The sequence below is a fragment of the Streptomyces nitrosporeus genome, from assembly GCF_008704555.1.
Classification (GTDB): Bacteria; Actinomycetota; Actinomycetes; order Streptomycetales; family Streptomycetaceae; genus Streptomyces; species Streptomyces nitrosporeus.
The window spans coordinates 5,091,783-5,112,047 of record NZ_CP023702.1 but is presented as its reverse complement, the minus strand read 5'-3'; the positions used below and the strand labels follow the sequence as shown (position 1 = coordinate 5,112,047).

Genomic DNA, 20,265 nt, shown 5'->3' with positions numbered 1-20,265 from the left:
ACGGGTGTGCGGTACGGGGCGGACGGTACGGGCGTGCGGCGCGCCGGGTTCAGAGGTGGTGGCGGCGGGTGGCGGCCTGACGGTCGTACTCCTTGCGGGCTTCGACCGCCTGCGGCCGGGTCGCCGTCCGGGCCACGGGAACATCCCACCACGCCTGCGCGGGAGGCGGCCCCGACACTGTGTCGGGCGTTTCGGTCTCGACGTAGACACAAGTGGGGCGGTCCGCGGTGCGGGCCTCGGCCAGAGCGGCGCGCAGGTCGTCCACCGTCCGGGCGCGCAGCACCCGCATGCCGAGTGAGGCGGCGTTGGCGGCGAGGTCGACGGGGAGCGGCAGACCGGTGTAGCCGCCGTCCTCGGCGCGGTAGCGGTAGGCGGTGCCGAAGCCTTCGGCGCCGACCGACGCGGAGAGGCCGCCGATGGACGCGTACCCGTGGTTCTGGAGGACGACCAGCTTGACGGGGAGGGACTCCTGTACGGCGGTGACGATCTCGGTGGGGTTCATGAGGTAGGTGCCGTCGCCGACGAGGGCCCATACGGGCCGTCCCGGTGCGGCGAGCTGGACCCCGAGGGCGGCCGGGATCTCGTACCCCATGCAGGAGTAGCCGTATTCGACGTGGTACTGCCCGGGGGCGCGGGTCCGCCAGAGTCTGTGGAGGTCGCCGGGGAGTGAACCGGCCGCGTTGATCAGGATGTCGTCCTCGTCGACGAGGGCGTCCAGCAGTCCCAGGACCTGGACCTGGGTGGGCCGGGCGTCCGGGTCGGGGGTGGCGTACGCCGCGTCCACACGGCGTTCCCAGAGTTCCTTGGCGTCGGTGTACTCGGTCTCGTAGGAGGCGTCCACGCGCCAGGGGCGGGAGCCTTCGAGGGCGGCGCCGAGCGCTTCCAGGCAGGTGCGGGCGTCTCCGACGAGGGGCTGGGCGGCGAGCTTGTGGGCGTCGAAGCCGGTGATGTTGAGGTTGAGGAAGCGGACGCGGGGGTGGGCGAAGAGGGTGCCGGAGGCGGTGGTGAAGTCGGTGTAGCGGGTGCCGACGCCGATGACCAGGTCGGCTTCGCGGGCGAGGTGGTCGGCTGTGGCGGTACCGGTGTGCCCGATGCCTCCGACGTCGGCGGGGTGGTCGTGGCGCAGCGAGCCCTTCCCTGCCTGGGTGGAGGCGACGGGGATACGGGTGGCGGCGGCGAACGCGGCGAGGGTCTCCTCGGCGGCGCTGTGGTGGACGCCGCCACCCGCGACGATCAGGGGGCGCCGGGCGGTCCGGACGGCGCGGACGGCTTGTTCGAGTTCGTACGGGTCGGGGGCGGGCCTGCGTACGTGCCAGGTCCGCTCGGCGAAGAACTCCTCCGGCCAGTCGTACGCCTCGGCCTGGACGTCCTGCGGCAGGGCGAGTGTGACCGCGCCGGTGGCGGCGGGGTCGGTGAGGGTGCGCATCGCCTGGAGGGCGGCCGGGATCAGGGCCTCGGGGCGGGTGATCCGGTCGAAGTAGCGGGAGACGGGGCGCAGGCAGTCGTTGACCGACACGTCTCCGCTGTGCGGCGCTTCGAGCTGCTGGAGCACCGGGTCGGCAGGCCGGGTCGCGAAGGTGTCGCCGGGCAGCAGGAGGACGGGCAGGTGGTTGACGGTGGCGAGGGCCGCGCCGGTGACGAGATTGGTGGCGCCGGGGCCGATGGAGGTGGTGACGGCGTGGGCGGAGAGGCGGCCGGACTGACGGGCGTAGCCGACGGCGGCGTGGACCATGGACTGCTCGTTGCGTCCCTGGAGATAGGGCATCGCGGGCCCGGCCTCGACGAGGGCCTGGCCGACACCGGCGACGTTGCCGTGTCCGAAGATGCCCCAGGTCGCGTTGATCAGCCGTTGGCGGCGGCCGTCGCGCTCGGTGTACTGGCGGGCCAGGAAGGTGATCAGTGCCTGCGCGGTGGTGAGCCTGCGGGACGGCGGCGCGGCGGAGGGCCGGGACTGGGGGGTGCGGGTCACCGGGCGGCCTCCGGAGGCGTCGGCGAGGAGGACGGAGACGTGGACGGAGACGCGGGAGGGGATGGGGATGGGGACGGGGACGGGGGCCGGTGCAGCGGGAGGCGGGGGTCGACGGGCTGGTCCGGCCAGGTGTCGCGGATCCAGCGGTGGTCGGGGTGGTCCCGGATCAGCCATTCGCGGTGTTCGCCGGGTCCGGCCATGACGTTCAGGTAGTACAGGGTGCGGCCGGGTGGTGCGATGGACGGGCCGTGCCATCCGTCGGGGATCAGGACGGCGTCACCGGTGGACACTTCCGCGAGGACGTCCGTGCCGCCGGGCCGGGACGGTGACACCCGGTGGTAGGCCGGTCCGCCTCCCTCGACCTCGAAGTAGTAGATCTCCTCCAGTTCGGACTCGGTGCCGGGGATCTGCTCGTCGTGCTTGTGCGGCGGGTAGGAGGACCAGTTGCCGCCCGGGGTGAGCACTTCGACGGCGATGAGGCGGTCGCACTCGAACGTGTCCGCCGCCGCGAAGTTGTTGACCTGCCGTGAGCAGTTTCCCGTCCCGCGGAGTTCCACCGGGACCTCCGGCGCGGGGCCGTAGCGAGCGGGGAGTTGTCGCTCGCACTTCGCTCCTGCCAGGGCGAAGCGGCCTCCGGCGCCGGAGGTGATCTGTGCGCGGGCGTCACGGGGCAGATAGACGAAATCGGTCACCTGGCTGAACACGCTTTCCCTGCCCAGGAGTTCGAAGACGGAATCCGCTGTGCGCACCGTACAGCCACCGGACAACGGCAGGACGATCCATTCGCTCCCGCCGGTTACCAGCGTATGAACACCGCCGGGTCCGATGTCCAGGACACGCAGGGCCGAACGCTCCCAGCCGGCCGACTCGGGGCTGATGTCGAGGGCGTAGGGGCCGTCCGTCGCACGGCGGTTCGCCCGTACGTGGTACCGCCGCTGCTGTGTCTCGCGTGTCATGGGTCCATCCCTACCCTTCTCCGGCCGTCTTCCGCGCCGGGGCTCACAGCAGTCCGACGGCGGTGTCGACCGCCCGGGCCACGTCGCCGTCGGCCGGGTAGAGGAGCGAACGCCCGACGACGAGCCCCTGCACGGTCGGCAGCCGCAGCGCCGCGCGCCATCTCTCGTACGCCGGGCCGGGATCGCCCCTCACCTCGCCGCCGAGCAGGACGGCGGGCAGGGTCGACGCCTGCATCACCCGGGCCATGTCCTCCGGGTCCTCGGTGACGGGGACCTTGAGCCAGGTGTACGCCGAGGTGCCGCCGAGGCCCGAGGCGACGGCGATGGAGGTGGTGACGGCCGCCGCCGACAGGTCGGTGCGCAGGGCGCCGCCGGCGCGGTGGCAGAGGAACGGTTCGATGAACAGGGGCAGCCGGTGGGCCGCCATCTCGTCCACGGTACGGGCGGCGGTGTACAGGGTCTCCAGGGAACCGGGGTCGTCGCGGTCGATCCTCAGCAGCAGTTTGCCCGCGTCGAAGCCGTGCCGGGAGAGGTCGGCGGGGCGGTGGCCGGTGAAACGGTCGTCCAGCTCGAAGGCGGCACCGGCGAGTCCGCCCCGGTTCATGGAGCCGATGACGACCTTGTCCTCCAGCGCTCCGAGCAGCAGCAGGTCCTCCAGCACGTCGGCGCCCGCGAGGACCCCGTCCACGCCGGGTCTGGACAGGGCGAGGCAGAGGCGTTCCAGCAGGTCGAAGCGGTCCGCCATCGCGTAGGCGTCGTCCCCGACGGCGAGCGCGCCGCGCGCCGGATGGTCCGCGGCGATGATCATCAGGCGGCCGGTGGGTCCGATGAGGGGCCGTCTGCGGCGGGCCCCGGCGGCCACGGCGACGGCTTCGGGGTGATGGGCCCTGAGCCGGACGAGATCGGCGGTGCTGCCGGCGGCGGGCCCGCTCACGACGCGGCCTCGGGGGCGGGGGCCGTGGCCTCCGGCGCCGGTGGGGCCGCTCCGGCCGCGGATTCCCGGGGGCCCGCCCCGGCCGCGGATCCCCGGGGGTCCGCCCCGGCCGCGGATTCCCGGGGGTCCGCCCCGGTGCCGGGGGCCGGCCGGCGGACGGCGCCGTCGCTGAGAGCCTGTTCCACCTCGTCGGGGCGGGGCATCGCCGAGGAGCAGGCCAGCCGGGAGGCGACGACGGCGCCCGCGGCGTTGGCGTACCGCATGATCCGTCCGGTCTCCCAGCCGGCGAGCAGCCCGTGGCAGAGGGCGCCCCCGAAGGCGTCACCGGCTCCCAGTCCGTTGAGCACGTCCACGGGGAGGGCCGGGATCTCGGTGACGGTGCCGTCCCGGTGCGCGGCGAGGACACCGGCGGGCCCCTGCTTGACGACGGCCAGCTGGACTCCGGCCGCCAGCAGGGCGCGGGCCGCGGCGTACGGTTCACGCTCGCCGGTGGCGATCTCGCATTCGTCGATGTTGCCGACGGCGACCGTGGCGTACGCGAGCGCCTCCCGGTAGTGGGCGGGGGCGCGTGCGGCGGAGTCCCCGGCACCGTCCCGGCCGGTCCAGAACATGGGCCGCCAGTCGAGGTCGAACACGGTGGCGCGCGGCCCCGGTCCCGGCCGGCCGGCCGGGGCCGTGGCGCGGGCCCGGAGGGCGGTGAGGGTGGCGGTGCGGCTCGGCTCGGCGCACAGGCCGGTGCCGGTCATCCAGAAGATACGGGCGTCGCGTACCGCCTCCAGGTCGAGTTCCTCGCCGTGGATCTCCAGGTCGGGTGCCGTGGGCAGGCGGTAGAAGTAGAGGGGGAAGTCGTCCGGCGGGAAGATCTCGCAGAAGGTGACCGGTGTCGGGTACTCCGCGACGGGGGTCGCCCAGCGGCTGTCGACCCCGAACTCGTCGAGGGTCCGGCGGAGATAGTCGCCGAAGGGGTCGCGGCCGGTCCTGGTGATCACGGCGGTACGACGTCCGAGCCGGGCCGCGGCCACGGCCACGTTGGCGGGCGAGCCGCCGAGGAACTTCCCGAAGGACTCGACGTCGGCCAGGGGCACGCCGGCCTGGAGCGGATAGAGGTCCACCCCGATCCGGCCCATCGTGATCACGTCGTACGGCTCAGGCATGCGCATCCCTTCGGCTGTCCGCCGGCCGGTTCCCGCCCAGGCCCAAGGGTTGTCCGGCCCGGGAACCCTGTCAACACTTTGTCCGGACATTCGGACGAAGCCTTGACACTCCCTCACGGGACGGTGAGTGTGAGCGATATGACCTCCTTCGCACCGTCTCCGACCGGCATCCGTATCGGCTCGGCACCCGACTCGTGGGGGGTGTGGTTCCCGGACGACCCCCGCCAGGTGCCCTGGGAACGCTTCCTGGACGAGGTCTCCGAGGCGGGCTACGAGTGGATCGAACTGGGCCCGTACGGCTACCTGCCCACCGACCCGGCCAGGCTGAGGGACGAAACCGCGCGTCGGGGGCTGTCCGTCTCCGCGGGCACCGTCTTCACGGGATTGCACCACGGCCCCGGCGTCTGGGAACGCACCTGGGCCCATGTCGCCGACAACGCGGCACTCGCCCAGGCCGTGGGTGCCGGGCACCTGGTGGTCATTCCGTCGTTCTGGCGGGACGACAAGACCGGCGAGGTGCTGGAGGACAGCACGCTCACGGCCGCCCAGTGGCGCGAGCTGACCACCCAGACGGAACGGCTGGCCCGCGAGGTGCGGGACCGTTACGGGCTGCGGACCGTGGTGCACCCGCACGCCGACACGCACATCGACAGCGAGGAGAACGTCAGCCGCTTCCTCGACGCCACCGATCCCGCACTGGTCTCGCTCTGCCTGGACACCGGTCATTACGCGTACTGCGGCGGGGACAGCGTGAAGCTCATCGAGACCTACGGTGAACGCATCGGCTACCTGCACCTCAAGCAGGTCGATCCGGTGATCCTGGCCGATGTGGTGGCGAACGGGGTGCCGTTCGGTCCCGCGGTGGCGCGTGGAGTGATGTGCGAACCGCCCGGCGGGGTGCCCGCGCTGGAACCCGTACTGGACGCCGCACGCGCCCTGGGCAGGGACCTCTTCGCCATCGTCGAACAGGACATGTACCCGTGCCCGCCCGACAAGCCCCTGCCGGTCGCCCGGCGCACCCGCGAGTTCCTCCGCGCCTGCGGCCCCGCCCGCCCCGCCGGCTGACCGGCCGGGCCCCGCCGCCGTTCCCGTCGCCCCTCGCCGCCCGCCGCCCGGTAGTCACCCCTCTGTCACACATATCCGTGTTCCGTCGGGTTCGCGTCACAGGCCCGTGACGCTCCCCGACCACATGCCGGTGCCGCTCGTTCGGCAACGAACAGGGCGGACGCACGAAGACGCGAGAGGCGGGGGCGGGTATGGAGAGGGGCACACCATGACGGACCGAAGGCTCTGGTCGTACAAGGACATCGCCGCGCACATCCACGTCCGGCCGGACACCGTCCGGTCGTACCGCAAGCACGGGCTGCTCCCTCCGCCCGACGCCGTTCAGCACGGCAGGCCCTACTGGTACGTGGACACCGTGCTCACCTGGGTCGCCTCCCGGCCCGGCAACCGCGAACACTGAGCCCCTGACCGGGGCCGCGGACCGGGACCACGGACGGGGCTGCGGGCCGGGACCGCGGACGGAGCTGCGGACCGGGACCGTGGACCGGGGCCGGGTCCCGGCGCACCCCGGGCCCGTCCCGGAGGGGCCGGGACGCGCCGCCCCTTCCCGCCGCTCCCGCCACCCGGCCTTCCCGCCCCGCTCCCCGTCCCGGCGGGCGCATCCCGCCACCACCGCGGACCGTTCTTCCACCACTACGGCACTTTGATACCCCCTAGGGGTATAGTGGTTCTCAGGTGAGGCCGCCGCGACCGCGGCGATTCCCCGCCCTGTCCAAGTGTGCTCGCGAAGAGGAGAACGTCATGACCGCCGAAACCGACACGCCTCAGGCCGCCGGCTCCTGCTGCTCGTCCACCGGTTCCTGCCACGACGGAGCGGCCGCGGCCCAGACGGACGGCATCACCACCGTGTACGAGGTGAAGGGCATGACCTGCGGTCACTGCGAAGGGGCCGTTTCCGAGGAGATCTCCGAGCTCGCCGGGGTCACCTCCGTCAAGGCGGAGGCCGCGACCGGCCGCGTGACCGTCGCTTCCACGGCCCCGCTGGCCGACGACGCCGTACGGGCCGCCGTCGACGAGGCGGGTTACGAGCTCGTGGGCCGGGCCGCCTGACACGCCCCGCCCCTCGGGCCGTCCCCTCCAGCCGGTGATCCGCGGGCAGCGGATACTGGGGAGGGAGACGGCCCGATCCGCGTCATTCAGGAGTACGGCACCATGGCCAGCACCACCACCGCCGCCGCGGACGTCCCGGTAGCGGAGACGTCCGAGGCCGAGCTGCTGATCGGCGGAATGACCTGCGCCTCGTGCGCGGCCCGCGTCGAGAAGAAGCTCAACCGGATGGACGGTGTCACCGCCACCGTCAACTACGCGACCGAGAAGGCACGCGTCCGGTTCACCTCCGGAACCTCGCTTGACGACCTGGTCGCCACCGTGGAACGGACCGGTTACACCGCCCGGCACGTGACCCGCGCCGCCCCTGCGCCTTCCCGGACATCGGGCCAGGAGGACACGGCCGCTCCGGAGGCCCCAGAGTCCTCGGAGGCAGGGGGGCCGGAGGCGCCCGCTCCCGAGGCGGAGCCCCTGCGGACAGCCACGCCCGGCGCCCTGTCTTCCGGTAGCGCGCCTCCCCCCGTCCCTGACCTCACCCCCACCACCGACGCCGACGCCGACACCCGCGGACAGGCCGCCGCCGCGGCCCTCGCCGCACTCCGGCAGCGCCTGCTGGTCTCCGCGGCCCTCGCCGTGCCGGTCGTGCTGATGGCCATGGTCCCCGCCCTCCAGTTCGACAACTGGCAGTGGCTCTCGCTCACGCTCGCCGCCCCCGTGGTGGTCTGGGGCGGCCTGCCCTTCCACCGTGCGACGTGGACGAACCTCAAGCACGGAGCCGCGACGATGGACACCCTGGTGTCGGTCGGCACCCTCGCGGCCTTCGGCTGGTCGGTGTGGGCCCTGTTCTTCGGCGACGCGGGCATGCCCGGGATGCGGCACGGGTTCGAGGCCGCCGTCTCCCGTACCGATCCCTCCTCGACCATCTATCTGGAGGTCGCGGCCGGCGTCGTCTCCTTCATCCTGCTGGGCCGCTGGCTGGAGGCCAGGGCCAAGCGGAAGGCGGGTGCGGCCCTCCGGGCCCTGCTGCACCTGGGTGCGAAGGAGGTGACGGTGCTGCGCGGGAACGAGGAGGTCCGTGTCCCCGTCGGCCGGCTCGCCGTCGGGGACCGCTTCGCCGTCCGGCCCGGTGAGAAGATCGCGACGGACGGCACCGTCGTCGAGGGCGCGTCGGCCGTGGACGCCTCGATGCTCACCGGGGAGTCCGTGCCCGTGGACGCCGTGCCGGGTGACTCCGTCGCCGGGGGCACGCTCAACATGTCGGGGCGGCTGGTCGTCGAGGCGACCCGCGTCGGAGCGGACACCCAGCTGGCCAGGATGGCGAAACTGGTCGAGGACGCCCAGAGCGGCAAGGCGGCGGCCCAGCGTCTCGCGGACCGCGTCTCCGCCGTGTTCGTACCCGTGGTCCTGTTGATCGCCCTGGTGACGCTGGTCGCCTGGCTGCTGGTCACGGACGACGTCACCGCGTCGTTCACCGCGGCGGTGGCCGTGCTGATCATCGCCTGTCCGTGTGCCCTCGGACTCGCGACACCCACCGCTCTGATGGTCGGTACGGGGCGCGGCGCCCAGCTCGGCATCCTGATCAAGGGCCCCGAGGTGCTGGAGACCACGCGCCGCGTCGACACGATCGTGCTCGACAAGACCGGCACCGTCACCACCGGCCGGATGACCCTGGGCGCGGTGCACACCGCGGCCGGTACGGAGGAGGCCGAACTGCTCCGCCTCGCGGGCGGTCTGGAACACGCGTCCGGGCATCCGGTCGCCCGGGCCGTCGCCTCCGGCGCCGCCGAGCGTACGGAAGGCGCCCTGCCCGCCCCTGCGGAGTTCACCGACGTACCGGGGCTCGGGGTGCGGGGCGCCGTGGACGGGCGCCAGGTGCTGGCCGGCCGGGCCCGGCTGCTGGAGGACGCCGGGATCAGCCTCCCGCAGACCTTGTCCGACGCGATGGCGGACGCGGCGGCCCAGGGGCGTACGGCCGTCGCCGTCGCCTGGGACGGCGAGGCCCGGGGCGTGCTGGAGGTGGCGGACACGGTGAAGGAGAGCAGTGCGCAGGCCGTCGCGCAGCTGCGCGCCCTGGGTCTCAGGCCGATCCTGCTCACCGGCGACAACCGGGCGGTGGCGGACGCCGTGGCCCGCGCGGTGGGGATCGAGGAGGTCCACGCGGAGGTCATGCCCGAGGACAAGGTGGAGGTGATCCGGCGTCTCCAGGCCGAGGGCCGGTCCGTGGCGATGGCCGGTGACGGCGTCAACGACGCGGCGGCCCTGGCGGTCGCCGACCTGGGCCTGTCGATGGGCACCGGCACGGACGCGGCGATCGAGGCGGGCGATCTCACGCTGGTTCGTGGAGATCTCAAGGTGGCCACTGACGCTATCCGGCTGTCGAGGCGTACTCTGTCGACCATCAGAAGCAACCTGTTCTGGGCCTTCGGGTACAACGTGGCTGCCTTGCCTCTGGCTGCGTTCGGCCTGCTCAGCCCCATGATTGCGGGAGCGGCGATGGCGTTTTCGTCGGTCTTCGTCGTGACGAACAGCCTGCGGTTGCGCTCCTTCACATAATTCCCACAAAGAGACTTAGATCACACCGATTCGAGGGTAACCATCTGATGGGTTGGTGAGTCTAAGAGTGCGATGCCAAGGATGTCTTGGGGGACGTCCGACGGAGTGTCTTGGGGGACGCTCCGGGCAAGCGTTGGCCGGGGCACGTGCACCGGGGAGCTTTGAGCGGCCCTCCCGTGCGTACGTACCCCGGCAGATCGCACAGCAGGATGAACTGAACAGGCACATCACCGGAACAACGGGAGCTCCGGCTCCCGGCAGACGCCCGGCCGGATCCCGTGGGGGGAATCCGCTCCGGGATATGGGAAGCGCCCCGTCCGTCGACCCGTGGGGGGATCGACAAACGGGGCGCTTCTCGCGTTCCGGCCCGGCGGCCCGGCGCCCGGCCGCCCCTGTCCCACTCCCGGCCACGCCGCACGGCTGCAAGGCTGTACGGCTGGCTGGCCGCACGGATCGGCTACGGGCCCGGCTGTACGGGTCCGCCCCAGGGATCGGCCGTACGGCCGCGGTCAGGACCACTCGGCCTCTGAATGCGGCCGGCCCGGAAGCCCTCGGAAGGCAGCGGCCCGCCCCCGGAAGCCCTCGGAAGGCAGCGGCGCCCGCCCCGGAAGCCCTCGGAAAGCCCCCAAAGCCCCTGGAACAGCCCGGGAGCCTTCAGGAAAAGCCCTCGGGACAGCCGAATCGCCCCGACGCCGCGCTCGACGGGATGAGCGCGGCACGCGGGGCGAAGGCAGTGGGCGGCGGTGCCGCCAGGCGTCACACGGGTTCCTCAGGCCGGAGCCGGCAGGGGTGCCGTCGGACCGGAACCGGTACGCCGAGGGTTCAGCGGCTCTCGACGGGGACGAAGTCGCGCAGGACCTCGCCGGTGTAGATCTGGCGCGGGCGGCCGATGCGGGAACCCGGCTCCTTGATCATCTCGTGCCACTGGGCGATCCAGCCCGGGAGGCGGCCGAGCGCGAAGAGCACGGTGAACATCTCGGTCGGGAAGCCCATGGCCCGGTAGATCAGGCCCGTGTAGAAGTCCACGTTGGGGTAGAGGTTGCGCGAGACGAAGTACTCGTCGGAGAGCGCGTGCTCCTCCAGCTTGAGCGCGATGTCCAGCAGTTCGTCGGACTTGCCGAGCGAGGACAGCACGTCGTGCGCGGCAGCCTTGATGATCTTGGCGCGCGGGTCGAAGGACTTGTACACCCGGTGGCCGAAGCCCATCAGGCGGACGCCGTCCTCCTTGTTCTTCACCTTCTGGATGAAGGAGTCGACGTCGCCGCCGTTGGCCTGGATGCCTTCCAGCATCTCCAGCACCGACTGGTTGGCGCCGCCGTGCAGCGGGCCCCACAGCGCGGAGATACCGGCGGAGATGGAGGCGAACATGTTGGCCTGGGAGGAGCCGACCAGACGCACCGTGGAGGTCGAGCAGTTCTGCTCGTGGTCCGCGTGCAGGATGAGCAGCTTCTCGAGCGCCGAGACAACGATCGGGTCCGGCACGTACTCCTGGGCCGGGACCGAGAAGGTCATCCGCAGGAAGTTCTCGACGTAGCTCAGGTCGTTGCGCGGGTAGACGAACGGGTGACCGATCGACTTCTTGTACGCGTACGCGGCGATCGTCGGCAGCTTGGCGAGCAGCCGGATCGTCGAGAGGTGGCGCTGCTCCTCGTCGAACGGGTTGTGGCTGTCCTGGTAGAAGGTGGACAGCGCGCTGACGACCGAGGACAGCATGGCCATCGGGTGGGCGTCACGCGGGAAGCCGTCGAAGAAGCGCTTGACGTCCTCGTGCAGCAGGGTGTGCTGGGTGATCTCGTCCTTGAAGGCCGACAGCTCGTCGGCCTTGGGAAGGTCACCGTTGATGAGCGTGTAGGCGACCTCGAGGAACGTCGAGCTCTCGGCGAGCTGCTCGATCGGGTATCCGCGGTACCGCAGGATGCCCTGCTCGCCGTCGAGGTAGGTGATGGCGGATTTATAGGCGGCCGTATTGCCGTATCCGCTGTCCAGCGTGACCAGGCCGGTATTGGCCCGCAGCTTCCCGATGTCGAAGCCCTCGTCACCGACGGTGCTGTTGATCACCGGGTAGGTGTACTCGTCGTCGCCGTACCGCAGTACTACAGATTTGTCGCTCACGTCATCCCTCACCGACGTAGTGCCTCTTCTTCGAGGTGCCCTGACTGTCTCCACCCTCCCCCATTTGGCTCAGGAGAGTGCACTCGGGGTCGTCCATTGGACCTACCGACGGCACTGAGTGCCGTCAACTTTCTCATCCTGCCCCCTCGGATCCGGTTCCGGAAGGGCGTAGTGATGTTTCCCACCGTTTTGATCGATCATTTTTCCCGGGAGGTCTCCGGGGCCGCTTCCCGGGGCTCTCCGCCGGCTCCTCCGCTCAGCCGGAAGGCCAGCCCCGTACAGCGTCTGCCTGCGGAAACGGTGCGGACCGCCTGTCCGATGGCCTTACGGGAGCCGACCAGGACGACCAGCTTCTTCGCCCTGGTCACCGCCGTGTACAGCAGGTTCCGCTGGAGCATCATCCAGGCGCTGGTGGTGACGGGGATGACGACCGCCGGGTACTCGCTGCCCTGGGACCGGTGGATGGTCATGGCGTAGGCGTGGGCCAGTTCGTCGAGTTCGTCGAAGTCGTAGCCGATCTCCTCGTCCTCGTCGGTACGGACCGTGAGGCGCTGTTCGTCCGGGTCGAGGGCGGTGACGACGCCGACCGTGCCGTTGAAGACGCCGTTCTCGCCCTTCTCGTAGTTGTTCCGGATCTGGGTGACCTTGTCGCCGACCCGGAACACCCGGCCGCCGAACCGCTTCTCGGGCAGGTCCGGGCGGCCCGGGGTGATGACCTGCTGGAGCAGCCCGTTCAGATGGCCGGCGCCCGCCGGGCCCCGGTGCATCGGGGCGAGGACCTGGACGTCACGGCGCGGGTCGAGGCCGAACCTGGCGGGGATGCGGCGGGCGGCGACGTCCACGGCGAGCACCCCGGCGTCCTCCGTCTCGTCCTCCACGAAGAGGAAGAAGTCGTCGAGGCCCTGGGTCAGGGGCGGGGTGCCGGAGTTGATCCGGTGGGCGTTGGTGACGACTCCGGACTGCTGGGCCTGGCGGAAGATCGTGGTCAGCCGCACCGCCGGGACGGGTCCGCCGTCCGCGAGCAGGTCGCGCAGCACCTCCCCCGCCCCGACCGAGGGCAGTTGGTCCACATCCCCCACCAGGAGGAGGTGGGCACCGGGTGCCACCGCCTTGATGAGTTTGTTGGCGAGCAGCAGGTCGAGCATGGACGCCTCGTCGACGACCACCAGGTCCGCGTCGAGCGGGCGTTCACGGTCGTAGGCCGCGTCCCCGCCCGGTTTCAGCTCCAGCAGCCGGTGCACGGTGGACGCCTCGGCGCCGGTCAGTTCCGAGAGGCGCTTCGCGGCACGGCCGGTGGGGGCCGCCAGCACCACCTTGGCGTTCTTCGCACGGGCCAGCTCGACCACGGAGCGTACGGTGAACGACTTCCCGCAGCCCGGCCCGCCGGTCAGGACGGCGACCTTCCGGCTGAGCGCGAGCCGTACGGCGGCCTCCTGTTCGGGGGCGAGGGTGGACCCCGTACGCCGCGCGAGCCAGCCCAGCGCCTTCTCCCAGTCGACGTCCTGGAAGGCCGGCATCCGGTCCTCCGGGGTACGCAGCAGCCGCTGCACCTGGGCGGCGAGGGAGAGTTCGGCACGGTGGAAGGGCACCAGGTAGACGGCGGTGACCAGTTCACCGCCCTCGGGTCCGGGCACCTTCTCGCGTACGACGCCCTCGGGGTCCTGGGCCAGCTCGGCCAGACAGTCGATGACCAGGCCCGTGTCGACCTGGAGGAGCTTCACCCCGTCGGCGATCAGGCGTTCCTCGGGCAGGAAGCAGTGCCCCTGGTCGGTGGACTGCGACAGTGCGTACTGCAGGCCGGCCTTGACCCGCTCCGGGCTGTCGTGCGGGATACCGACAGCCTGGGCGATGCGGTCGGCGGTGAGGAAGCCGATGCCCCAGACGTCGGCGGCCAGCCGGTAGGGCTGGTTCTTCACGACGGAGATCGACGCGTCCTCGTACTTCTTGTAGATGCGGACGGCGATGGAGGTCGAGACGCCGACGCTCTGGAGGAAGACCATGACCTCCTTGATCGCCTTCTGCTCCTCCCAGGCCGCCGCGATCATCTTCGTGCGCTTCGGTCCGAGACCCGGCACCTCCACCAGCCGCTTCGGCTGCTGCTCGATGATGTCCAGGGTGTCGACACCGAAGTGGGTGGTGATCCGGTCGGCCATGACCGGGCCGATGCCCTTGATCAGCCCGGAGCCGAGATAGCGGCGGATGCCCTGGATCGTGGCGGGGAGGACGGTGGTGTAGTTGTCCACCTGGAACTGCTTGCCGAACTGCGGGTGCGAGGTCCAGCGCCCCTCCATCCGCAGCGACTCCCCGGGCTGCGCGCCCAGCAGGGAACCGACGACGGTGAGCAGGTCGTTGCTCCCCCGCCCGGTGTCGACCCGGGCGACCGTGTACCCGTTCTCCTCGTTGGCGTAGGTGATCCGCTCCAGGACGCCTTCGAGCACGGCGGTGTTGGACATGGGACCGACCGTACCGGGCGGGTACGACAGCACGGGAAGCCCCCGTGACGCACCGGTGCCGTTCCTGGTGCCGGTGCGTCACGGAGAGAAGAGGTTCGCCATGCCGATGACGGCCGGCGAAGCCGGGCCGCCGCCTCCGCCCCCTCGTCCGGCATCCGGCCCGCCCTCGCCGGGCACCCCGGGCGGGTCACACGGGCCGCGCGGCCGGAAGGCCCGGGGAGTCCGGGGAGTCCGGGGAGTCCGGGAGGCACGGAGTACTCGGGGAGTCCGAGGGGTGCGGGGAGTCCGGGAGGTACGGGGCGGCTTCGGCGGCGGTGTAGGACGAGGCGAAGGTGAAGGCCCGGGGCGAGGGCCCGTGCGCCTGGAGGTCCGCCAGCCGTTCCAGGGCCTCCTCCACGGTCGGGATGTGGCCGGCGGGGACCCACCAGAGCACCAGGTGCGCCCTGACGTGCCGTTCGAACCATTCGCGCCGTCGCCGCATCACTTCCAGGTGCCCGCTGCGGTAGGTGAAGTCCCACAGGGCTTCCTGGGTCTCCCACACCGACAGGTTGACGATGACGTTCTCGCCCGCCGGGCGCAGGCCGGTGGCGTCACCCCCGCTCTCGTCCACCAGCCGCCACACGAAGCCGGGCGTGCCGTCCGCGGCGGCGTTGACGGGGTCGAGCGCCTCGACGAACGGCGCCACGCGCGGGTCGTCGAGGGGGTAGCTGAGGGTGGCGATGTTGAGTTCGGCGAGATGGGCGGTCGGCCGGGGTGCGGTCATGACCACATCCCAGCACGGCCCGCTTTTCTATGTCAATCAGTATTGTTTTTAGAATCTTCGACCACGACACAGCACTCCCCCGGCCGGGCGTCCATCCGGGCGCGGAGGGACCCGTCCGCGCCGAGCAGCCCCTCCAGAAGTGCGAGGTTCATGCCGCAGACGAGCGGGGGGAAGCGTTCGGCGACGACGTCGAAGGGACAGTTGCGCATACGGACGGCACGCGCGCCCTCCCCCGCTTCCGCTCCGGCTTTCTCCTCCAGGTGCGGTTCGTAACCGCGGGCGGCCAGCACCCCCATGACCTCGCCCAGGCTGCCGCAGGGCCCGGCCTCCCCCCGCAGCACCTCGCCCCGACGGCGCGCCGCCGCGCAGAGCCCGGCGTCCAGCCCGGCCTCCTCGGCGGCCTCGGCGAGCAGTTCGGCGGCGGTGCGGTAGTCACGCGCGGGCAGGGACACCGACCACTCGGCCCGCGCCCGCGTGTACACCTTGGCGGGGCGGCCCGCCCCCGGCCCCGACCGCCCCGTCAGCCTGCGGCTGCCGCTCACCAGCAGTCCGGCCTCGGTCAGCCGGTCCAGGTGGTGCGCGGCGAGCGTGCGCGACACCCCCGCCGCCTCGGCGACCTCGTTACGGCCGACCTCCCGGCCCTGGGCCGCCACGTACTCGTACAGGCGGCGCCGCACCGGGTCCTGCAGCACCGCGATCGTCTCGATGTCCTCCACCCGCCCATTCTAAGAACAACGCGCGTTTTGGATAGAAAACCGGGCTCGGGCGCGTGGAGGCCACGAAAGCCCGGCCCGTATGCCACCCCGGCCGGGACCATTCACGCTGGTGCGCCGTTCTGGAAGCCCAGCGGCGCGAGTCCGGCACCGTCGGGCACCGGGGGAAGCACCGGTGAACTCTCTCACGCGGGATGCTCGTCAGCGGGCCGGATGCCTCAGGCGCCGGTGAAAGCCATCCAGGCCCCGCCTGCCGCCGCTACGACAGCACACAGAACGAGAGCCGCGTCAGCGCCCGGGCATCGTGTCCAGCGGGTCTGCGCGGTAGCGACGGCCGATGAGGGGCCCTCTGTACGCGCGAGTCCCAACCACGCGCCGGCCCTCCGTTCCGCCTTGGCGCTCGATCCTACAAAGTGATCGATCACCGACCCACCGAAGGCAGTCACCCCGACGACGCGACCTCCGTCGAGGTGCACCTCCAGCGAACCTCCGTCACTAACTGATCGTTTCAGAATGGCGACATGCGACCCTGCTCATTGGCGCGTCGGATCGGGCTGCACTCACGCTTACCGGGATCGCGTCGAGTCCTTGCGGAGGAGCTCATCTGCAGTGCAGGACTGGTCAAGATCCAGGACAAGACAGATGCTGAAGCCTTGGTCATCACGCTGGACCTGACCTTGGAGGTCGCACCAGCTGGCCGAACTGTCAGCGTTCACCGACACGACGAACGACTCTCCTTCGGTCGCCGAGTCCGAGGCTACGAAGCTCGACGGCGGGCCGCCCTGTGCCCAGAACCGCCACGTACCAGCTGTTTCCGTAGGGCACTCGTAGTCGGGGACGGCATGCTTAGTTCCACTTGCCGAGAAGTTATGTCCAGCTGACACATGCACTTTGGCGCCGTTGGCGTTACTCCAGTCCCCGACGAGCTCGGCCTGCTGGATCACGGCGGCATCGCCGCCGGCTCCAGCGCATGCTGTGCACGCAAGAAGCAGAAATCCGAGGACCGTGGCCAACTGTCCGAAGGGCCTGATGAGAGGGCGACGCATCCAGCCGTCTGGCATCAGCGTGGACCGGCTGCCTCGGCCCTCTTGGTTTGGGGCCAGATTCCTGCTTGCCGAGTCCATGCCGCCCTGCCCGTTCGAGACTGCTCGCTGCTTACGCCCGGTAGCCGCTTCTGCGGGAAGAGCCGAGCACGGCCGGAGCCAGCCTTCCACACGTTTTGAATATGTTCAATTAGTGATTTCCGCTGAACCTGCTCAGGTCTGCAGTCGAAGTTTCCGCAGGCAGATGATGCTGCAAGCAAGCTCGAGCAGGCCGTGGTGAAGGTCAGCTCGGCGCTCGTAGCGGATGCGGAGCCGTTTGAACTGGTGCAGCCAGGCGAAGGTGCGCTCGACCACCCAGCGGACCTGGCCCAGTCCGGAGCCGTGGGCGACGCCGCGCCGGGCGATCAGCGGTTTGATGCCTCGCTTCCACAGCAGGCGGCGGTACTTGTCGAAGTCGTAGCCTCGGTCGGCGTACAGCCGCCGGGGTTTGCGGCGGGGGCGTCCTCGCAGGCCCCGGATCGGCGGGACGGCGTCGAGCAGTGGCAGGAGCTGGGTGACGTCGTGCCGGTTGCCGCCGGTGAGGGTGACGGCGAGCGGGGTTCCGTGCCGGTCGACGATCACGTGGTGCTTGGAGCCGGGGCGGGCGCGGTCGACGGGCGAGGGGCCGACACGATCCCCCCTTTGAGGGCCCGGACGTGCGACCCGTCCACCGCGCAGTCGTCCAGGTCCAGCAGGTCGGCGCGGCGCAGCTCGGTCAGCAGGGCAGCGTGCAGGCGTGGCCAGACGCCGGCCTCGGTCCAGTCCCGTAGCCGGCGCCAGGCCGTCACCCCGGAGCAGCCCACGGTCTCCGCAGGAACGTCGCGCCAGGCGACACCGGTCCGCAGCACGTACAGGACGCCAGCAAGTGCCGCCCGGTCTGGAACGCGAAGCCGGCCGGGATACCGGCGGCGCCGTTCCGGAGCAGGCGGCAGCAGCGGGGCCACCCGCTCCCACAGGTCGTCAGGAACAAGATCAGCACGCACCCCGCACACCCTGCCGACCAAGATCGTCAAACGCAAGACCACGGCTCGACTCATTCTGAAACGGCCAGTAAGCCTCTTTCATCCTGGGGTCTGGGGGGTGAAACGGGCTGGCCAGCGCGGGTGGTGACATGGCGAAGCCCCTCGTCGTCGGTGTGGTGATCTCACTCAACACGCCGACGGCCGGGGGGGCTTCGTTGGTTCCGTATCCTTGCATGCTCGACGTCCCGCACGAGCTGGTCGAGCATGTCTCATGGCTCATCTACGCCCGAAGGCGTTAACCGCGCTCGACCTGGCGGCGGTTGAGCTGCTTCAAGCAGGCCCTGCCGACCCTGGCGCACTTGCGCAAGAACGAGACGTTCGCACAGGTGGGCGCCGGGTTCGGCGTCTTTGAGACCACGGCCTGGCGCCACGTCGACGAGACCCTTCAGATCCGGCTTGCCCGGCGCCCGGCCTGCAGGAGGCGCTGGCCGGGCTGGGCGAGGGAGACTCCGTCATCGTCGACGGCACCCTAATCCCCACCGACCGCGTCGCCGCCGACCAGCCGTACTACAGCCAAAAGCGCAAGCAACACGGCATGAACGTCCAGGTCATCGCACGCCCGGACGGCACACCGCTCTGGTTCTCCCACGCGACAGCGGGCCGTACCCACGATCTGACAGCGGCCCGCTCCCACGGCATCATCCAAGCCTGTCCCATGAGGCAGATCCCCGTCCTCACCGACCGGGCCTACCAGGGCGCCGGCGCCACCGTCCGCACCCCGTACCACCACCACCACGGACAACCCGCCCAATACCAGCAGTTCAACCGCGACCACGCCCGGCTGAGGGCCCCGGAGAACGCGCCTTCGCACAGCTGAAATCCTGGCGGATCCTCCGGCGGGCCAGATGCTCCACTCGACGCACCGGCACCATCGCCCAGGCCATCCACACACTCCTGACCTGCGACTACTCAGGATGAAAGAGGCTCAGCAGCCCTCAACAACCCGAGTTACACCGCTCGTTTGACAGACCCGGCAGCGGGTTGCCGCCGGCACCAGCGGCTGGCTCGACTTCCAGGCCATCAGCTGAGTACTGAACGCAGGGCCCACAGGCCGTCCGCCCTCTCCGCGGACGGCCCGTGGGCCTTTGTCGTCCGCGCGGCGCCGCACCCTTTTCCTGCCGCCGGTGCGGGGCAGGTGGACCGCTTCCCCCGTGCCGGTGAGAGGTCGCCGGGGCCCGGGACGGCGTCCCGGGCGAGCGGAGAGGCAGGTGGGGAAACGGGTGATCACCCGAGGCTGCGGCACCTATCCTTCAGCCGCATGGACGACGCCGAGTTCCGCCATCCCCGCCTGGCCGCGATCTACGATCCGCTCGACCCCGGGCGTGGTGATCTCGACGCCTATCTCGCGATGACCGAGGAGTTCGGGGCACGGCAGGTGCTCGACATCGGGTGCGGGACGGGTGTGTTCGCGCTGCTGCTGGCCGCACGGGGTGTGGAGGTCACCGGGGTGGATCCGGCCCGCGCCTCCGTCGAGGTGGCGCGGGCCAAACCCGGCGGCGAGCGGGTGCGGTGGATCTGCGGGGACGCCTCGGCGGCTCTGCCGCTCCGGGTCGGCCTGGTGACGATGACGGCGAACGTCGCGCAGGCGATCACCGGGCCGGAGATGTGGCGGACGACCCTGCGATCGGCGTACGAGGCCCTCCGGCCGGGCGGGCGGCTGGTGTTCGAGACGCGGGTGCCGGGACGGCGGGCCTGGGAGGAGTGGAACCGGAATGCCTCGTACGGGGTGGCGGAGATTCCCGGTGTGGGCGCGGTGGAGAGCTGGGTCGAGGTCACCGGGGTGGCTCTGCCGCTGGTGTCGTTCCGGTGGACCTTCGTGTTCGCGGCCGACGGGCAGGTTCTGACCTCGGACTCGACGCTGCGTTTCCGGGAGCGGCAGGAGGTCGAGAACGACCTCGCCGCCCAGGGGTTCGAGGTCGAGGACGTCCGTGACGCGCCCGACCGTCCGGGCAGGGAGTTCGTCTTCGTCGCACGGCGGCCCGGGACGGGGCGCGGCTGAACCTGTCGCCCGGCGGTCGGCACGGTGGCCGGACTGTCCGGACCGTCCGGGGCGTTCATGGCGTTGCGGGCGGGCAGGCGCGTCGGCCGGCCGGAGGCGGGGGTACGGTCGCGGGCCGGTCACCTCTCCGGCAGCGGCACCGGACCGGAATCGCGGGCAGGCATCGCCAGCGCCATGAACAGGGCCACGAACCAGAACAGGCCGGTGAAGGCACCGATCACGCTGACCACGACGACCAGCCACAGGCGCCGCACCCCCCTGCGGTGGGCGATGAACGGCGGTACGGCGAGGAAGAGCAGTCCTACGAGCACCAGGACCAGCAGCTCCAGGGGACCTATGTGTGAAATCACCAGGTCACCCTATAGGGACCCTCTGTCCCACGGGGTGCGGCTGTGCGTGCCCGGCCCGGTGCCTGTTTCCGTGCAGTCCCGGGCCGGGCCCCG

Annotated in this window: 15 protein-coding genes and 1 pseudogene; 6 read left to right on the top strand and 10 right to left on the bottom strand. The window is 71.1% G+C overall.

Annotated features, from left to right (window positions below; all coding sequences use genetic code 11):
- Window positions 1–49 precede the first annotated feature (49 nt).
- The 4 genes from iolD to iolC are packed head-to-tail and all read right to left on the bottom strand — an operon-like array spanning window position 50 to window position 5,013.
- Window positions 50–1,969: a 3D-(3,5/4)-trihydroxycyclohexane-1,2-dione acylhydrolase (decyclizing) gene (iolD, locus tag CP967_RS22645; RefSeq protein WP_150489723.1), complete on the bottom strand. Its 1,920-nt coding sequence runs from the start codon at window positions 1,967–1,969 to the stop codon at window positions 50–52.
- Window positions 1,966–2,925 (bottom strand): 5-deoxy-glucuronate isomerase, encoded by a 960-nt coding sequence (gene iolB / locus CP967_RS22640; protein ID WP_150489722.1) that lies wholly within the window; start codon window positions 2,923–2,925, stop codon window positions 1,966–1,968. Before iolB ends, iolD begins: the two co-directional genes overlap by 4 nt.
- A 43-nt stretch (window positions 2,926–2,968) precedes the next feature.
- Entirely contained in the window at window positions 2,969–3,859 is an 891-nt protein-coding gene (locus CP967_RS22635; protein ID WP_150489721.1) for a Cgl0159 family (beta/alpha)8-fold protein, read from the bottom strand.
- Window positions 3,856–5,013 (bottom strand): 5-dehydro-2-deoxygluconokinase, encoded by a 1,158-nt coding sequence (gene iolC / locus CP967_RS22630; RefSeq protein ID WP_150489720.1) that lies wholly within the window; start codon window positions 5,011–5,013, stop codon window positions 3,856–3,858. Before iolC ends, CP967_RS22635 begins: the two co-directional genes overlap by 4 nt.
- A gap of 138 nt (window positions 5,014–5,151) precedes the next feature.
- Between iolC and CP967_RS22625 the strand changes: the two genes are divergently transcribed.
- The 4 genes from CP967_RS22625 to CP967_RS22610 all read left to right on the top strand — a co-directional run bounded on the left by CP967_RS22625 (window position 5,152) and on the right by CP967_RS22610 (window position 9,678).
- Window positions 5,152–6,078, top strand: coding sequence for a sugar phosphate isomerase/epimerase family protein (locus CP967_RS22625; protein ID WP_150489719.1), 927 nt, complete (start codon window positions 5,152–5,154; stop codon window positions 6,076–6,078).
- Window positions 6,079–6,286: 208 nt separating this feature from the next.
- Window positions 6,287–6,478 carry a helix-turn-helix transcriptional regulator gene (locus tag CP967_RS22620; RefSeq protein WP_150489718.1) on the top strand — a complete coding sequence of 64 codons (192 nt, stop codon included), beginning with the start codon at window positions 6,287–6,289 and terminating at the stop codon, window positions 6,476–6,478.
- A gap of 341 nt (window positions 6,479–6,819) precedes the next feature.
- A complete protein-coding gene (locus tag CP967_RS22615; protein WP_150489717.1) occupies window positions 6,820–7,128 on the top strand; it encodes a heavy-metal-associated domain-containing protein in 309 nt (102 codons plus the stop codon).
- 102 nt (window positions 7,129–7,230) lie between these two features.
- Window positions 7,231–9,678, top strand: a complete 2,448-nt coding sequence (locus CP967_RS22610) for a heavy metal translocating P-type ATPase (RefSeq protein ID WP_150489716.1) — start codon at window positions 7,231–7,233, stop codon at window positions 9,676–9,678.
- Between the two features lie 822 nt (window positions 9,679–10,500).
- Here CP967_RS22610 and CP967_RS22605 read toward each other — a convergent pair.
- The 5 genes from CP967_RS22605 to CP967_RS22585 form a co-directional block, all read right to left on the bottom strand.
- Window positions 10,501–11,790: a citrate synthase gene (locus CP967_RS22605; RefSeq protein ID WP_150489715.1), complete on the bottom strand. Its 1,290-nt coding sequence runs from the start codon at window positions 11,788–11,790 to the stop codon at window positions 10,501–10,503.
- Window positions 11,791–11,987: 197 nt separating this feature from the next.
- Complete coding sequence (gene recD2 / locus CP967_RS22600) at window positions 11,988–14,243, bottom strand: SF1B family DNA helicase RecD2 (RefSeq protein WP_150489714.1); 2,256 nt, start codon at window positions 14,241–14,243, stop codon at window positions 11,988–11,990.
- A gap of 187 nt (window positions 14,244–14,430) precedes the next feature.
- Window positions 14,431–15,006 carry a DUF3291 domain-containing protein gene (locus CP967_RS22595; RefSeq protein ID WP_150489713.1) on the bottom strand — a complete coding sequence of 192 codons (576 nt, stop codon included), beginning with the start codon at window positions 15,004–15,006 and terminating at the stop codon, window positions 14,431–14,433.
- Window positions 15,007–15,038: 32 nt separating this feature from the next.
- Window positions 15,039–15,722: a helix-turn-helix transcriptional regulator gene (locus tag CP967_RS22590; protein ID WP_150489712.1), complete on the bottom strand. Its 684-nt coding sequence runs from the start codon at window positions 15,720–15,722 to the stop codon at window positions 15,039–15,041.
- A 1,253-nt stretch (window positions 15,723–16,975) separates the two neighbouring features.
- Window positions 16,976–17,784, bottom strand: a protein-coding gene (locus tag CP967_RS22585) for an IS5 family transposase (RefSeq protein ID WP_167535423.1) whose coding sequence is annotated in 2 segments (ribosomal slippage) — window positions 16,976–17,445 and window positions 17,445–17,784 — 810 coding nt in all. Because the reading frame shifts where the segments join, the coding sequence is not laid out codon by codon here.
- 152 nt (window positions 17,785–17,936) lie between these two features.
- On the opposite strand from CP967_RS22585, the pseudogene CP967_RS22580 reads away from it, so the two are divergent.
- Together CP967_RS22580 and CP967_RS22575 are read left to right on the top strand one after the other, a co-directional pair.
- Window positions 17,937–18,741, top strand: a pseudogene (locus CP967_RS22580) (transposase family protein).
- A gap of 340 nt (window positions 18,742–19,081) precedes the next feature.
- On the top strand, window positions 19,082–19,822 hold the full coding sequence (locus CP967_RS22575; protein WP_150489710.1) for a class I SAM-dependent methyltransferase: 741 nt from the start codon (window positions 19,082–19,084) through the stop codon (window positions 19,820–19,822).
- 119 nt (window positions 19,823–19,941) lie between these two features.
- Here CP967_RS22575 and CP967_RS22570 read toward each other — a convergent pair whose 3' ends face one another.
- Entirely contained in the window at window positions 19,942–20,172 is a 231-nt protein-coding gene (locus CP967_RS22570; protein WP_167535422.1) for a superinfection immunity protein, read from the bottom strand.
- Window positions 20,173–20,265 lie beyond the last annotated feature (93 nt).

What these genes read in the sequence shown, in the direction of transcription:
- iolB (WP_150489722.1), bottom strand. Translation starts at nt 2,925, where the DNA reads ATGACACGCGAGACACAGCAGCGGCGGTACCACGTACGGGCGAACCGC.
- iolC (WP_150489720.1), bottom strand. Translation starts at nt 5,013, where the DNA reads ATGCCTGAGCCGTACGACGTGATCACGATGGGCCGGATCGGGGTGGAC.
- CP967_RS22625 (WP_150489719.1), top strand. Translation starts at nt 5,152, where the DNA reads ATGACCTCCTTCGCACCGTCTCCGACCGGCATCCGTATCGGCTCGGCA.
- CP967_RS22620 (WP_150489718.1), top strand. Translation starts at nt 6,287, where the DNA reads ATGACGGACCGAAGGCTCTGGTCGTACAAGGACATCGCCGCGCACATC.
- CP967_RS22615 (WP_150489717.1), top strand. Translation starts at nt 6,820, where the DNA reads ATGACCGCCGAAACCGACACGCCTCAGGCCGCCGGCTCCTGCTGCTCG.
- CP967_RS22610 (WP_150489716.1), top strand. Translation starts at nt 7,231, where the DNA reads ATGGCCAGCACCACCACCGCCGCCGCGGACGTCCCGGTAGCGGAGACG.
- recD2 (WP_150489714.1), bottom strand. Translation starts at nt 14,243, where the DNA reads ATGTCCAACACCGCCGTGCTCGAAGGCGTCCTGGAGCGGATCACCTAC.
- CP967_RS22595 (WP_150489713.1), bottom strand. Translation starts at nt 15,006, where the DNA reads ATGACCGCACCCCGGCCGACCGCCCATCTCGCCGAACTCAACATCGCC.
- CP967_RS22575 (WP_150489710.1), top strand. Translation starts at nt 19,082, where the DNA reads ATGGACGACGCCGAGTTCCGCCATCCCCGCCTGGCCGCGATCTACGAT.